The organism is Sphingomonas sp. ATCC 31555 (genome assembly GCF_000282895.1).
In the GTDB taxonomy this organism is placed as follows: domain Bacteria; phylum Pseudomonadota; class Alphaproteobacteria; order Sphingomonadales; family Sphingomonadaceae; genus Sphingomonas.
On the sequence record NZ_ALBQ01000018.1, the window covers coordinates 31,683 to 45,285 of the forward strand.

General features: G+C 64.5%; 10 protein-coding genes. 4 read left to right on the forward strand and 6 right to left on the reverse strand.

The features are described from left to right. Positions 1 to 49 precede the first annotated feature (49 nt). The 3 genes from B215_RS0109410 (at position 50) to B215_RS0109420 (ending at position 3,765) form a co-directional block, all read left to right on the forward strand. Positions 50 to 1,270 (forward strand): NADP-dependent isocitrate dehydrogenase, encoded by a 1,221-nt coding sequence (locus tag B215_RS0109410; protein ID WP_019369399.1) that lies wholly within the window; start codon positions 50 to 52, stop codon positions 1,268 to 1,270. A gap of 183 nt (positions 1,271 to 1,453) precedes the next feature. Further along, positions 1,454 to 3,241 carry a cation:proton antiporter domain-containing protein gene (locus B215_RS0109415; protein WP_019369400.1) on the forward strand — a complete coding sequence of 596 codons (1,788 nt, stop codon included), beginning with the start codon at positions 1,454 to 1,456 and terminating at the stop codon, positions 3,239 to 3,241. Between the two features lie 5 nt (positions 3,242 to 3,246). Beyond that, positions 3,247 to 3,765, forward strand: a complete 519-nt coding sequence (locus B215_RS0109420; RefSeq protein WP_019369401.1) for a hypothetical protein — start codon at positions 3,247 to 3,249, stop codon at positions 3,763 to 3,765. A 10-nt stretch (positions 3,766 to 3,775) separates the two neighbouring features. Here the strand turns inward: B215_RS0109420 and alaS are convergent, their stop codons facing one another. Both alaS and B215_RS0109430 read right to left on the reverse strand, forming a co-directional pair. Then, entirely contained in the window at positions 3,776 to 6,427 is a 2,652-nt protein-coding gene (gene alaS, locus B215_RS0109425; protein WP_019369402.1) for an alanine--tRNA ligase, read from the reverse strand. Positions 6,428 to 6,500: 73 nt separating this feature from the next. Beyond that, complete coding sequence (locus tag B215_RS0109430) at positions 6,501 to 7,757, reverse strand: M24 family metallopeptidase (RefSeq protein WP_037513521.1); 1,257 nt, start codon at positions 7,755 to 7,757, stop codon at positions 6,501 to 6,503. Positions 7,758 to 7,893: 136 nt separating this feature from the next. On the opposite strand from B215_RS0109430, the gene B215_RS0109435 reads away from it, so the two are divergent. Then, positions 7,894 to 9,216, forward strand: a complete 1,323-nt coding sequence (locus B215_RS0109435) for a dicarboxylate/amino acid:cation symporter (RefSeq protein ID WP_019369404.1) — start codon at positions 7,894 to 7,896, stop codon at positions 9,214 to 9,216. An 18-nt stretch (positions 9,217 to 9,234) separates the two neighbouring features. Here B215_RS0109435 and B215_RS0109440 read toward each other — a convergent pair whose 3' ends face one another. The 4 genes from B215_RS0109440 to recA form a co-directional block, all read right to left on the reverse strand. Continuing rightward, positions 9,235 to 9,861: a glutathione S-transferase family protein gene (locus B215_RS0109440; protein ID WP_019369405.1), complete on the reverse strand. Its 627-nt coding sequence runs from the start codon at positions 9,859 to 9,861 to the stop codon at positions 9,235 to 9,237. 103 nt (positions 9,862 to 9,964) lie between these two features. Continuing rightward, positions 9,965 to 12,052 (reverse strand): catalase, encoded by a 2,088-nt coding sequence (locus tag B215_RS0109445; RefSeq protein WP_019369406.1) that lies wholly within the window; start codon positions 12,050 to 12,052, stop codon positions 9,965 to 9,967. A 75-nt stretch (positions 12,053 to 12,127) separates the two neighbouring features. Continuing rightward, a complete protein-coding gene (locus tag B215_RS0109450; protein ID WP_236704442.1) occupies positions 12,128 to 12,466 on the reverse strand; it encodes a hypothetical protein in 339 nt (112 codons plus the stop codon). Positions 12,467 to 12,515: 49 nt separating this feature from the next. Continuing rightward, entirely contained in the window at positions 12,516 to 13,586 is a 1,071-nt protein-coding gene (recA, locus tag B215_RS0109455) for a recombinase RecA (RefSeq protein ID WP_019369408.1), read from the reverse strand. Positions 13,587 to 13,603 lie beyond the last annotated feature (17 nt).

The following is a 13,603-nucleotide window of genomic DNA, read 5'->3' on the forward strand; positions in this document are numbered from 1 at the left end:
TTGCCCCTAGACGCTCCCGGAAAACCACCTGTCTCAGGAAAGCGAGCTTATGGCGAAGATCAAGGTTGCAACGCCCGTCGTGGAGATCGACGGCGACGAAATGACGCGGATCATCTGGGAATGGATCCGCGAGCGCCTGATCCTTCCGTATCTCGACATCGATCTGAAGTATTATGACCTCTCCGTGCAGAAGCGCGACGAGACCAACGACCAGATCACCATCGACTCCGCCAATGCGATCAAGCAGTACGGCGTCGGCGTGAAGTGCGCGACGATCACCCCGGACGAGCAGCGCGTCGAGGAATTCAACCTCAAGAAGATGTGGAAGTCGCCCAACGGCACGATCCGCAACATCCTGGGCGGCGTGATCTTCCGCGAGCCGATCGTGATCTCGAACGTGCCGCGCCTGATCCCGGGCTGGACCAAGCCGATCGTCGTCGGCCGTCACGCCTTTGGTGACCAGTACAAGGCGACCGACTTCAAGGTGCCCGGCAAGGGCAAGCTGACCATGAAGTGGGAAGGCGAGAATGGCGAGACGATCGAGCACGAGGTGTTCGACTTCCCGCAGGCCGGCGTCGCGATGGGCATGTACAATCTCGACGAGTCGATCCGCGATTTCGCGCGCGCTTCGATGAACTATGCGCTGGGCCGCGGTTGGCCGCTGTACCTGTCGACCAAGAACACTATCCTCAAGGCTTATGACGGCCGCTTCAAGGACATCTTCGCCGAAGTATTCGAGACCGAGTTCAAGGACCAGTTCCAGGGCGCCGGCATCGTTTACGAGCACCGCCTGATCGACGACATGGTCGCCTCGGCCCTCAAGTGGCATGGCGAATTCGTCTGGGCCTGCAAGAACTATGACGGCGACGTCCAGTCGGACCAGGTCGCGCAGGGCTTTGGCTCGCTGGGCCTGATGACGTCGGTGCTGATGACTCCGGACGGCAAGACGATCGAGGCGGAAGCGGCGCACGGCACCGTCACCCGCCACTATCGCCAGCACCAGCAGGGCAAGGCGACCTCGACCAACCCGATCGCCTCGATCTTCGCCTGGACCGGCGGCCTCAAGTATCGCGGCAAGTTCGACGGCACCCCCGAGGTGACCCGCTTCGCCGAGACGCTGGAGCGCGTCTGCATCGAGACCGTCGAAAGCGGCAAGATGACAAAGGATCTCGCGCTGCTGATCGGCCCGGACCAGGCCTGGATGACCACCGAGCAGTTCTTCGAGGCGATCCGCGTCAACCTCGAAACGGCGATGGGCGGCTGGCAGTAAGCCCAACCCATCTTGATCGCCGAACGGAAAAGCCCGCCACTGGCGGGCTTTTCTGCTTGCATTCGAGAACCCCGCATGCTGCCCTTTCAACATGACCGAGCGAGCTAGACCCGCCACCGGCCATCGGCCTTTCTGTTTCTTCAGCCCTCGTATTGCGCACGCTTTCCGATCGGCGAGCACCCAATGCTGAGTTTGTCCAATCACGGTTTCAGCGACACGCTGGTCATCCTCGGTGCTGCCGGGCTGGTAATTCCTGCCTTTGCGCGCTTCCGGATCAGCCCGGTGATCGGGTTCATCCTCGTCGGCGCGCTGGTCGGTCCTTTTGGACTGGGTAATCTCGTCGATCGGGCACCCTGGCTTTATTATCTGACCATCTCCGACTCGCATGCGATCGAGCCGTTCGCCGAATTTGGCATCATCCTGCTATTGTTCTCCATCGGACTTGAACTCTCCTTCCGTCGCCTCTGGGCAATGCGGTCGCTTGTGTTCGGTACCGGTGCGGCAGAGCTATTGGGCTCGGGCCTGATCCTCGCGACGCTCCTCTATCTTACGGGCCTCAGCACTGGAGGCGCGATTGGTCTCGGACTGGCGCTAGCACTTTCGTCCACGGCACTCGTGCTGCCGATCGCCGGAACTACCAGTCCGGTCGGCCGAGCCGCGTTCGCGATGCTTCTGTTCGAAGACCTGGCGCTGGTGCCGATCATCTTCGGTCTCGGCGCCCTGGCACCTGCAGCGGATGATGCCGGTCTCAATCAGCTGCTGACCACCATGGGCATCGGCATGGCGACCGTCGCTGTTCTTTTCCTTGGCGGGCGGTTCGTATTGCCGCGCATGTTCGCCCAGGCGGCGCGTACCAAGAGCCCCGAACTTTTCCTCGCCGCCAGTCTGCTGGTGGTGATTGTCGCCAGCCTGGCAACAACGGCAGCGGGACTTTCACCGATCGTGGGTGCGCTGATTGCAGGGCTCCTCATCGCCGAGACCGAATATCACGGCGAAGTCGAAGCCATCACGGCGCCCTTCAAGGGCCTGGCCCTTGGTGTGTTCCTGCTCACCGTAGGCATGCAACTCGATTTCGGTTTCATGCTTGCCAACGGACCCGCGCTGCTCGGCGCCACCCTGTTGGTGATGGCGGTGAAGGTAGCGGTTACGACGGTGCTGCTGCGCTGGTCCGGTGCACGCATGGGTACGGCAGCCGAAACCGGCGTGCTTATGGCCAGCCCCTCCGAAACGACGCTGATCGTATTGGGTGTGGCTGGGGCAGCGGGACTTATCGCGCCTGCCACCGCAGCCTTCTGGTCAGCCGTTACTGCAATTGGCCTCACCGCTACCCCGCTGCTCGCCAAAGCCGGCCGCACCGCGGCACGGAAGATCGAGGGCCGGAATGGGTCCGAGATCGCGAAAGACGATCTTGCTGCAGTCGAAGGCGGCACGGTGGTGATCGGCTTCGGCCGGGTCGGGCGGACTGTCGCGGAGATGCTGCAGCGGCACGGCATGCCCTATGTGGCAGTGGATGCCGACATCGATACCGTCGTTCGCGCTCGTCGCGCCGGCTTCCATGTGCTGTTCGGCGACGTCACGCGCAGCGAGCTGGTCGACCAGTTGCAACTCGGCCGCGCTCGAGCGCTCGTGCTGACGATGGACGATCCCGTGCTTACCGTTCGGCTGACTAAGCGGGTGCGCGGATGGGTGCCCAAATTACCGATCATCGCGCGTGCGCGTGATGCCGTTCATGCTGCCGAGCTGTACAAGGCGGGAGCGGATGAGGCCATTCCGGAAGCGCTGGAAAGCTCGCTGCAGCTCTCTGAAGCGCTGCTCGTCGACCTAGGCATCGGCGTGGGGCCGGTGATTGCATCGATTCACGAAAAGCGCGACGAGATGCGCCGCTCCATCAAGGAAGCCGCCGGCCTGCAGCGCGAGCCGCGGCTCAACCGCTCGAGACTGAACCCGAGCGCCGAACCAACCGAGGCTTGAACCCGATGCTAGTTTCCCTCGCCCTTGCCCTGCTCCTCCCGATCCAGACCGATACTGTATCTGACCCGCTGGCCCCTGCTCGCGCTGGCCGCATCCGCTGCATCGATCCGGACCGCACCAGTCGGACCTGCAGCACGATCGTGCGCTACACACTGCGAGGCGATGGCAATTTCGATGCGCTGGTGACCGGCGTCGTCAATCGCGACCCGCTGATCGTGCTGGAATATTCCACCTTCGGCCAGATCCGCGACGGCGCAGTTTGCAGCCGCATCCGTCCGGCAGACTTCAACGCGGGCAAGCTGACGAGCAACGGTGCGCCACTGACGCCGGTGCTGCAGACAAGTACGCGCGCCAAATTGCTGGAGGCACTTCAGCCATTGGCAGGCCATGAGCGCTGCTATCGCGATAGCGCTGCCGGCGAGGAAATCGCCGTCAGCGTGACGATCGATGGCTTGCTGCGGCCGGAAATGGGCCAAACGGCAATCTGGGTGTTGCCCGAGGACGGCTACGCCCCCGGGCGCTGATCACCCAGGATCAGGCGGTGACGGGCGCTTCCGCCAGCGCGGCCTTCACCGCCGCGAGCGCATCCGGGCCCTTGGTTCCGTCGGGTCCGCCACCCTGCGCCATGTCTGGGCGACCACCACCGCCCTGGCCGCCGAGCACTGCGACCGCCACCTTTACCAGTTCCACGGCGCTAACGCCGATCCCATCGGTTACGCCTACCGCGACCGATGCACGGCCTTCGTTCACCGCGACCAGCGCAACGACGCCGCTGCCGATCCGTGCCTTGGCTTCGTCGACCGCGCCGCGCAACGCCTTGGGTTCCAGTCCGTCGAGTACTTGGCCGACGAAGTTGATGCCGCCCACCTGCTCGGGACCCGCCGGCGCGGCCCCGGCCCCGCCGCCGAGCGCGAGCGCCTTCTTGGCTTCGGCCAGCTCACGCTCAAGCTTGCGGCGTTCCTCCACCAGCGCAGCGACGCGCGCGGGGACGTCGTCAGGCGAGGTCTTGAGCGCGGCCGCGGCTTCGCGCAGCCGCTCGTCGCGGGCGGTGAGCCACAGCCGGGCGCCCTCGCCGGTCAGCGCCTCGATGCGGCGGACGCCCGAAGAGACGGCGCTTTCCGACACGATCTTGAAGATGGCGATGTCGCCCGTCGCATTGACGTGAGTGCCGCCGCACAGCTCGACCGAATAGGACGCATCCTCCCCCAGCCCCATCGAAAGCACGCGGACCTCGTCGCCGTACTTCTCACCAAACAGCGCCATCGCGCCGGCCGCGATTGCGTCGTCCGGGGTCATCAGCCGCGTCTCGACCGTGCCGTTGTGGCGGATCTGCGCGTTCACATCAGCTTCGATCTGGGCGATCTGCTCTGGGGTCAGCGCCGAGGGGTGCGAGAAGTCAAAGCGCAGTCGCTCGGGCGCCACCAGGCTGCCCTTCTGGCTGACATGGGTGCCGAGCCGCTTGCGCAGCGCCGCGTGCAGCAGGTGGGTCGCCGAGTGGTTGGCGCGAACTTGGTCGCGATGTTCGACATCGACCGAAAGGTGGACGGCATCGCCCACCGCGACTTCGCCGCTTTCGATCTTGGCATGGTGCGCATGCAGTCGGCCGAGCGGCTTGGAGGTATCGTCGACGAGTGCGCGCAGCTTATCGTTGCCGATCACGCCGACATCGCCCATCTGGCCGCCGCTTTCGCCGTAGAATGGCGTCTGATTGGTGAGGATGGTCACCGTGTCGCCGGCAACCGCCTTCTCCACCCGCGCGCCGTCCTTCACCAGCACCACCACCTGGCCTTCGCCTTCGGTGCTCACATAGCCGGTGAATTCGGTGCCGCCGAGCTCGTCGGCGAGGTCATACCACAGCTCTTCCGAGGCCTTCTCGCCCGAACCCTTCCAGGCGGCACGCGCGGCACGCTTCTGCTCGGCCATCGCCGCATCGAAGCCGGCCCGGTCGACGCCGATCTCATGCACGCGCAGTGCGTCCTCGGTCAGGTCATAGGGGAAGCCGAACGTGTCGTAGAGCTTGAACGCGGTCGCACCCGGCAGCGTGTCGCCGGCCTTCAGCCCCACCGTTGCCTCGTCGAGCAGACGCAGGCCATTGGCGAGCGTCTGGCGGAAACGGGTTTCCTCCTGCAGCAGCGTCGCCTCGATCAGCGGCTGCGCGCGGACCAGCTCGGGATAGGCGGCGCCCATCTCGGCGACCAGCGACGGCACCAGCCGGTGCATCAGCGGATCCTTGGCGCCGAGCAGGTGCGCATGGCGCATCGCGCGGCGCATGATGCGGCGGAGCACATAGCCGCGGCCCTCGTTCGCCGGCAGCACGCCGTCCGCAACGAGGAAGCCCGACGAGCGCAGGTGATCGGCGATCACGCGGTGGCTGGCGACCTGCTCGCCCGTGGCCGAGGTACCGGTCAGCGCCGCCGACTGGTCGATCAGCGCCTTGAAGGTGTCGATGTCGTAATTGTTGTGCACGCCCTGGAGCACGGCGGCGATGCGCTCCAGCCCCATGCCGGTGTCGATGCTTGGCCGCGGCAGGTCGCCGACGATCTCGTCATTTTCCTGCACGAACTGCATGAAGACGAGATTCCAGATCTCGACAAAGCGGTCGCCATCTTCCTCGGGCGAACCCGGAGGGCCGCCATAGATGTGCTCGCCATGATCGTAGAAGATTTCCGAGCAGGGGCCGCAGGGACCGTCCGAGCCCATCGCCCAGAAATTGTCCTTGGTCGGGATGCGGATGATCCTGTGGTCGGGCAGGCCGGCGATCTTCTTCCACAGGTCGAACGCCTGATCGTCGGTGTGGTACACCGTGACGGTCAGCTTCTCGGCCGGGATGCCCCATTCCCTGGTGAGGAGCGTCCAGGCATGGGTGATCGCCTGCTCCTTGAAATAGTCGCCAAACGAGAAATTGCCGAGCATTTCGAAGAAGGTATGGTGCCGGGCGGTATAGCCGACATTGTCGAGATCGTTATGCTTGCCGCCCGCGCGCACGCACTTCTGGCTGCTGGCAGCGGTGCTGTAGGGGCGCGATTCCAGGCCGGTGAACACGTTCTTGAACGGCACCATGCCCGCATTCACGAACATCAGCGTGGGATCGTTGTGCGGCACCAGCGGCGCGCTGGGAACGCGGGCATGGCCCTGGCCCTCGAAATAGTCGAGAAACGAGCGGCGGATATCATTGGTCGACGTCATAACTCGCCGACTTAGGGGCGACGAGCGCTTCGCTCAAGCGAAACAGATCGATCAGGCTGTTCGTTCTTGCGCGTCACCCCATCGGCGCATCAATTGAACGGGGCGGTTCGCTGAACCATTTTGGCCCGGCCTCGGTCATGTGGAAGCAATCTTCCAGCCGTACGCCGAAGCTGCCCGGAATATAGATTCCCGGCTCGTTCGAGAAGCACATTCCCGGCGCCAAGGCAGTGCGCTCGCCGCGAACGAGGTTGACCGGCTCGTGTCCGTCTAGCCCGATGCCGTGGCCGGTGCGGTGCGAAAGGCCCGGCAGCTTGTAGTCCGGGCCATAGCCGATCGACGCATAATAGCGGCGAACCGCATCATCGACGCTTCCCGCCGACGCACCGAGCGTGGCCGCGGCGAAGGCCACTTGCTGGCCACGGGCTACCTGTTCCCAGACCGTGCGCTGCTTGACGGTTGCTGCACCATGCACAAAGGTGCGCGATACGTCCGACTGATATCCCAGCACGTTGCAGCCGCAATCCATCAGAACGATCGCCCCGTCGCTGACCGGCGATGGCGTCTTGGTGCCGTGCGGATAGGCGGCCCCTTCGCCAACCAGCACCATGCTGAATTCGGGATCGCCGCCAAGCTTGCGAGTCGCCGCGTCCATCAACGCGGAGACGTCGCGCTGGCGCATACCCTTCTCCACGCGCGCATGGACAAAGCGATAAGCGGCAATGGTGATATCCGTTGCAAGCTGCATCAGCGCAATTTCGGCCGGGCTCTTGATCGTCCGGCATCCACGCACGATCGGATTGGCGGACGTTACCCGCAGCCCGTTCTTCTGCAATCCATCGACCGCGAAATAGCGCACGGTCTCCTCAATCGCCACGGGCAGGTTGGTTAGCTTCCGGTCGGCGAGGAATCCGGCCACCGTTGTTAGAGGATCTTCATCCTCCTGCCAAACCCGCACCTCTGCCGGAATGGCCAGAGTCTCGCGGGTGCGCGGCTCTTCGAAAAACGGTGTAACGATGCAGGCTTCGCCTTCCACGGGCAGGATTGCGGCGGTGAGCCGCTCGCTGCGGCCCCATTGGATGCCGGTGAAATAGACGAGGCTCGCCCCCGGCTCGATCAGAACCGCGCCGACTCCGGCGGCCTTCATCAGCGCCTGCGCCTTGGCGAGCCGCGCGCGACGCTCATCGGGGCCGATCGGGCGAGCATCGGCGGTTAGGTCTCGCAGCCCGGCCAGGTCGGGCTCCGCGGCGCGCACCACCGCGGGCAGCGTGAGCGCCGGCAGCGCCGCCATGGTGCCGAGCAGGCTCCGTCGTGTCGTCCGCAAAGCCCTCATCTTGCACCCTCATTGCCCGTTCGTCGGTCGGACTAGGCCGAAGCGACGCCCCTCGGCAAGGCCCGAAGCTGCCATCGGGCTTGACCCGGGCCGCGCAATCCCCTTCCCTCGCGCGACGATTCTGCAGGGAGCGATAGTGGGCAAGAGACTAACCTGGTTCATCCTGGCGGCGCTGCTGCTGGGCGGGCTGATCGGCTGGGGGCTGAACCTCGGCTATGGCGGAACCCCCGCGGGCAAGGCTACGCTGGAGTCGATCGCCTATGGCCTCGACATTCCCACCCAGATGTTCCTGCATCTGATCAAGATGATCATCGCGCCGCTGGTGGTCTCCACGCTCGTCGTCGGCATCGCCCATATGGGCAGCGGTGGCGCTATCGGGCGTGTGGGCCTGAAGGCCTTTTTCTGGTTCGTGTGCGCAAGCTTGATCTCGCTGACGCTCGGGCTGCTGCTGGTGAACCTGCTTCATCCGGGTACCGGGCTGAACCTGCCGCTGCCGCCGGCCAATGCGTCGAGCGGAGTCGATCGCTCGTCCTTCGACGCCGCGAAGTTCTTCACCCACATCGTGCCGACCAGCGCGATCGAGGCGATGGCGAGCAACGACATCCTCCAGCTGGTGATCTTCTCGCTGTTCTTCGGCGTCGGCATGGCGGCGGTGGGCGAAAAGGCCAAGCCGCTGCTGCGCGGGCTGGAAGCGCTCGTCTCGGTGATGCTGACGGTCACCGGCTATGTGATGCTGTTCGCGCCGGTTGCGGTGTTCTGCGCGGTTGCGCGTACGCTTGCGACCAAGGGACTGGGCGTGGTGGGCGATCTCGCCTTCTTCATGGGCAGCTTCTATCTCGGGCTCGCCGCCCTATGGGCGGTGCTGCTCGGCGCCTGTTTCCTCGTGATCGGTACACGCACCGGCCTGCTCTTCCGCTACCTGCGCGATCCGATCCTGCTGGGCTTCTCGACCGCTTCGTCCGAGGCTGCCTATCCGCGGACGCTCGATGCGCTGGACCGCTTCGGCGTACCGCCGCGCATCGCCAGCTTCGTGCTGCCGCTCGGCTATTCGTTCAACCTCGACGGTTCGATGATGTACATGACGTTCGCGTCGATCTTCATCGCCCAGGCCTATGGCATCGCGCTCGATTGGGGCACGATGATCCAGATGCTGCTGATCCTGATGATCACCAGCAAGGGGATTGCCGGCGTGCCTCGCGCCAGCCTGGTGGTAATCACCGGTACGCTGGCGCATTTCAACATTCCCGAGGCAGGGATCCTGCTGATCCTGGCCGTCGACCACTTCCTCGATATGGGCCGTACCGCCACCAACGTGATCGGCAACGCCGTGGCGAGCGTCGTAGTAGCGCGGTGGGAAGGCAAGCTAGACACGCCCGATGAAGCGGAGCCCGAGGTGCGGCCGTTTCCCGCTGCAGGGCCGCACGATGCCGAGCGGTTCGAGGATTATGCGGGGGGCTGACGCCAGCCCCCGCGTGCCTCAGGCATAGGCATAGGGTCCGCCCGCAGCGAGCGCCTTCTGGTAGGCCGGGCGGGCGTGGATCTTCTCCAGCCAGGCGGCGATGTGCGGGCGCCCTTCCAGGATGCCGGCACGCCCGACTGCCGCTTCTATGGGGAAGCTCATCATGACGTCGGCGGCGGTGAAGCTGTCGCCGGCGAACCAGGGGCGGCTGGCGAGCTGCCCCTCGACATAGTCGAAATGAACCTCGGCCATCGGCCGGAACTTCTTCAGCCCCATCTTGCCGAACAGCGGCACGCGCGCGAGCACGAGCATCACCAGCAGCGGCGGCATCAGCGAGCCTTCGGCATAATGAAGAAAGTGGCGGTAGCGTAGCGCATCCTCGCGCTGAGCGGGTGCGCCGAGCCGACCTCCTGCCTTGTCGACTAGATACTCGAGGATCGCGCCTGTTTCGGCGACGACGGTGCCGCCGTCCTCGATCACTGGCGACTTGCCGAGGGGGTGGACGCGCTTGAGCTCCGGCGGGGCCAGCATCGTCGCCTTGTTGCGCTCGTAGCGCTTGACGTCATACGCAAGGCCCAGTTCCTCAAGCAGCCACAGCACGCGCTGCGAACGGGAATTTTCCAGATGATGGACGATGACGGTCATGCGGGCCACTCCGATCGGTACGGCGATCCTCGCCGCTTCTGCACGGTGTCGCAGCTAGCGCGGCGGCGGGGCGCCGCGCAAGCCGATCGGAGCAGCCGCGCGTTCAGGCGAGCGTGCGTACCTTGGGTTCGCGATCCCAGTAGCGGCGCTTGGCTGCCTCAACAAAGCCGTCTAGATCAGTGACGCCCTCGTCGGGCTCGACGCCGGCCTTGTCGAGCAGCGGCTGGGCGGCGGCGTTGGCGCCGATCGCCTTCAAATGTCCGAACGCATCCATCACCCACTGCACCGCCGCGCCTTCCTTGACGAGCTTGACGGCCGCCTCGTCGGAAAGGATCACCGCGCAGGCATCCACCGTCACTGAAGGCTGGCCGAACAACTGCGCATCGGCGGCCACCTTCGATCCGTCCGACAGCGGCACGTTGCCGACCTTGGGCGCGATCGTCAGCACGTTGCCGCCGGCCGCTTTGATCGCATCCTTGAGCGCTGCGAGCTTGTCCGCGTCGGTGCCATCGGCAATGAGGATGCCGACGGTCTTGCCCTCCAGCGTGTGGAGTTCGCGCGGACCGCGGATGATGCGGAGCGCGGGTGACGGCTCCATATCGAGCACCGGCGTTGCGGTCTTTGATGCTTCGGGCAGATCCATCGCCAGCCCGTCGGCGACCCGCTGGGCGAGCGTCTCGTCGACGTTGCGGAGGTTCGCCATCATCTGCACGCGAATATGCTCCAGGCTGACCTTGGACAGTTCGAACACCAGCGCCGAGGCGATATGCGCCTGCTCGGCCGGATCCATCGAGCGGAAGAACAGCCTCGCCTGGCTGTAGTGATCGGCGAAGCTCTCGGGTCGAATGCGGAGCTTCTGCCCCTCCTCCTCGGAAGGGAAGGTCTTGTAGCCCTTCTCCGGATCCTCGCGCGCGCCGCCTTCCTCGCCCACTTTGGCAAGGCTGTTCGGCTCGTAATTGGCACGCCCCTTGGGCACCGCCATTTGCATATGGCCATCGCGCTGCTGGTTCATGAACGGACAGCCCGCCGCCGAGGCGCGACCCTTGGCGGTATTGATCGGCAGCTGGTGGAAATTGACCGAGCCGAGCCGCGACAGCTGGGTATCGGTATAGCTGAACAGCCGGCCCTGGAGCAGCGGATCGTTGCTGAAGCCGATGCCCGGCACGACGTGGCTCGGCACGAACGCTGCCTGTTCGGTCTCGGCGAAGAAGTTGTCGGGATACCGATCCAGCACCATCCGCCCGACGATCCGTACCGGCAGCACTTCCTCGGGGATCAGCTTGGTTGCGTCGAGCACGTCATAGGGCTGCGCGTTGGCGAAGTCCTCGTCGAACAGCTGCACGCCGAGCTCCCACTCCGGATAGTCGCCGCGCTGGATGCGCTCGAACAGGTCGCGGCGCTGGAAATCGGGATCGGCGCCGGCGATCTTCACCGTCTCGTCCCAGATCGTCGAGGCGAGGCCCGCCTTTGGTTTCCAATGGAACTTGACGAAGGTGCTCTTCCCTTCCGCATTGATGAAGCGAAATGTGTGGACGCCGAAGCCCTCCATGGTCGCGAAGCTGCGCGGCAGCGTGCGGTCCGACATCGCCCACATGATCATGTGCGTCGATTCGGGCATCAGGCTGATAAAGTCCCAGAAGGTGTCGTGCGCCGTAGCCGCCTGGGGATAGCCGCGATCGGCCTCCATCTTGGCGGCGTGGATCAGGTCGGGGAACTTGATCGCGTCCTGGATGAAGAAGACGGGAATGTTGTTACCGACAAGATCCCAATTGCCCTCGCGGGTGTAAAACTTCACCGCGAAGCCGCGCACGTCGCGAGGCGTATCGACCGATCCGGCGCCGCCTGCGACGGTGGAGAAGCGAACGAACACCTCGGTGCGCTGGCCCTTCTTCTGGAACAGGTCGGCGACGGTGACGTCGGCGAGGCTGTCGGTCACTTCGAAATAGCCATGCGCGGCCGAACCGCGAGCGTGGACGATGCGCTCCGGGATGCGCTCGTGATCGAAATGGTTCATCTTCTCGCGGAAGATTTCGTCCTCGATCAGGACGGGGCCGCGCGCGCCTGCCTTCAACTGGTTCTGATTGTCGCTGATCGGCGTGCCGTGGTTGGTCGTGAGCACAGGATGATCGGCATCGGTTACCTGATGCGTTTCGCCACCGGCGCGCGTGTTGGTTTTCGTCTGATCGTTCATGAAGCCCTCGCAGATAATGAAGCTTCAACGACTTGCAGAAGCGACAGTTGCGACGACGACACAATGCGAGGTGATTTAGCCGCCAGGCTCCATACCGGCCACCGCCGCATGGATCAGGGCCGAAACATCACCATCGTCGCGTATCCGCGGGCTGCCGAGGCAAATATAGCGCCCCCGCCGCCCCTCCCCCTGCAGCAGGCACAACGGATCAGACAATCGTACCCCTTCGGCGAAATGGAGAATCAGGTTGGGCGGATCGACGACCAGACGCAGCACCGCCGCGCCCGTGGCGGACGCGGCGTACAGGAAGGTCTGCCCCTCGCTGCGCTTGAGGCTTCGCTCGACGGCACCGGGCCATGCCGCGCGCACCAGCCGGCGAGCATCGGCAAGACGAGCGGCTATATCCCCGGACAAAGTGCCGCCGCACATCGCCAGGACGTCCGCCGCCCGAATGTCCGACGGGTCAGATATCGTCGTCGGGCTCCGGCCCCGCCATCAGCCCTTCGGCAACCTGCTCGGTACGGCCGCGAATCGCCGCTTCGAGCCGATCGCAGACTTCCGAATTCTCGCGCAGGAAGTTCTTCGCGTTCTCACGTCCCTGGCCGATGCGGATGCTGTCATAGCTGAACCAGGCACCCGACTTCTCGACCAAGCCTGCCTTGACGCCGAGATCGAGGATTTCGCCGATTTTCGAAATGCCTTCGCCGTACATGATGTCGAATTCGACCTGCTTGAAAGGCGGCGCCACCTTGTTCTTGACGACCTTCACACGCGTCGAGTTGCCCACGATTTCGTCGCGATCCTTGATCTGCCCGGTGCGGCGGATGTCGAGACGAACCGAGGCATAGAACTTCAGCGCGTTGCCGCCGGTCGTCGTTTCCGGATTGCCGTACATCACGCCGATCTTCATGCGCAGCTGGTTGATGAAGATCACCATGCAGCGCGAACGGCTGATCGAGCCCGTGAGCTTGCGCAGGCTCTGCGACATCAAACGCGCCTGAAGGCCCACATGGCTGTCGCCCATTTCGCCTTCGATTTCCGCCCGTGGCACAAGTGCGGCGACAGAATCGACCACCAGCACGTCGATCGCGTTCGAACGAACCAGCGTATCGGTGATTTCCAGCGCCTGTTCGCCGGTATCGGGCTGCGAGACGATCAGTTCATCGATGTTGACGCCGAGCTTTTTGGCATAGACGGGATCAAGCGCGTGTTCGGCGTCGACAAAGGCTGCCACGCCGCCATTCTTTTGAGCCTCGGCGATCACGTGCAGCGCCAGCGTCGTCTTGCCCGAGCTTTCCGGGCCATAGACTTCGATCACGCGCCCGCGCGGCAGGCCGCCGACGCCCAGCGCGATATCCAGCCCAAGCGAGCCGGTGGAAATCGCCTCCACCTGCATCGTTTCCTTCGAGCCCAGCTTCATCGCCGAGCCCTTGCCAAAGGCGCGATCGATCTGCGCGAGGGCGGCGTCGAGCGCCTTCTGCTTGTCTGTGGAAAGGGCCATGTTGCCGTCGATCACCTTGAGAGATGCTGCCATTGAAGAGCCCTCGTCGC

Excerpts from the sequence above, each read along its gene's own strand:
- B215_RS0109410 (WP_019369399.1), top strand. The coding sequence starts at position 50 with ATGGCGAAGATCAAGGTTGCAACGCCCGTCGTGGAGATCGACGGCGAC.
- B215_RS0109415 (WP_019369400.1), top strand. The coding sequence starts at position 1,454 with ATGCTGAGTTTGTCCAATCACGGTTTCAGCGACACGCTGGTCATCCTC.
- B215_RS0109420 (WP_019369401.1), top strand. The coding sequence starts at position 3,247 with ATGCTAGTTTCCCTCGCCCTTGCCCTGCTCCTCCCGATCCAGACCGAT.
- alaS (WP_019369402.1), bottom strand. The coding sequence starts at position 6,427 with ATGACGTCGACCAATGATATCCGCCGCTCGTTTCTCGACTATTTCGAG.
- B215_RS0109430 (WP_037513521.1), bottom strand. The coding sequence starts at position 7,757 with ATGAGGGCTTTGCGGACGACACGACGGAGCCTGCTCGGCACCATGGCG.
- B215_RS0109440 (WP_019369405.1), bottom strand. The coding sequence starts at position 9,861 with ATGACCGTCATCGTCCATCATCTGGAAAATTCCCGTTCGCAGCGCGTG.
- B215_RS0109445 (WP_019369406.1), bottom strand. The coding sequence starts at position 12,052 with ATGAACGATCAGACGAAAACCAACACGCGCGCCGGTGGCGAAACGCAT.
- recA (WP_019369408.1), bottom strand. The coding sequence starts at position 13,586 with ATGGCAGCATCTCTCAAGGTGATCGACGGCAACATGGCCCTTTCCACA.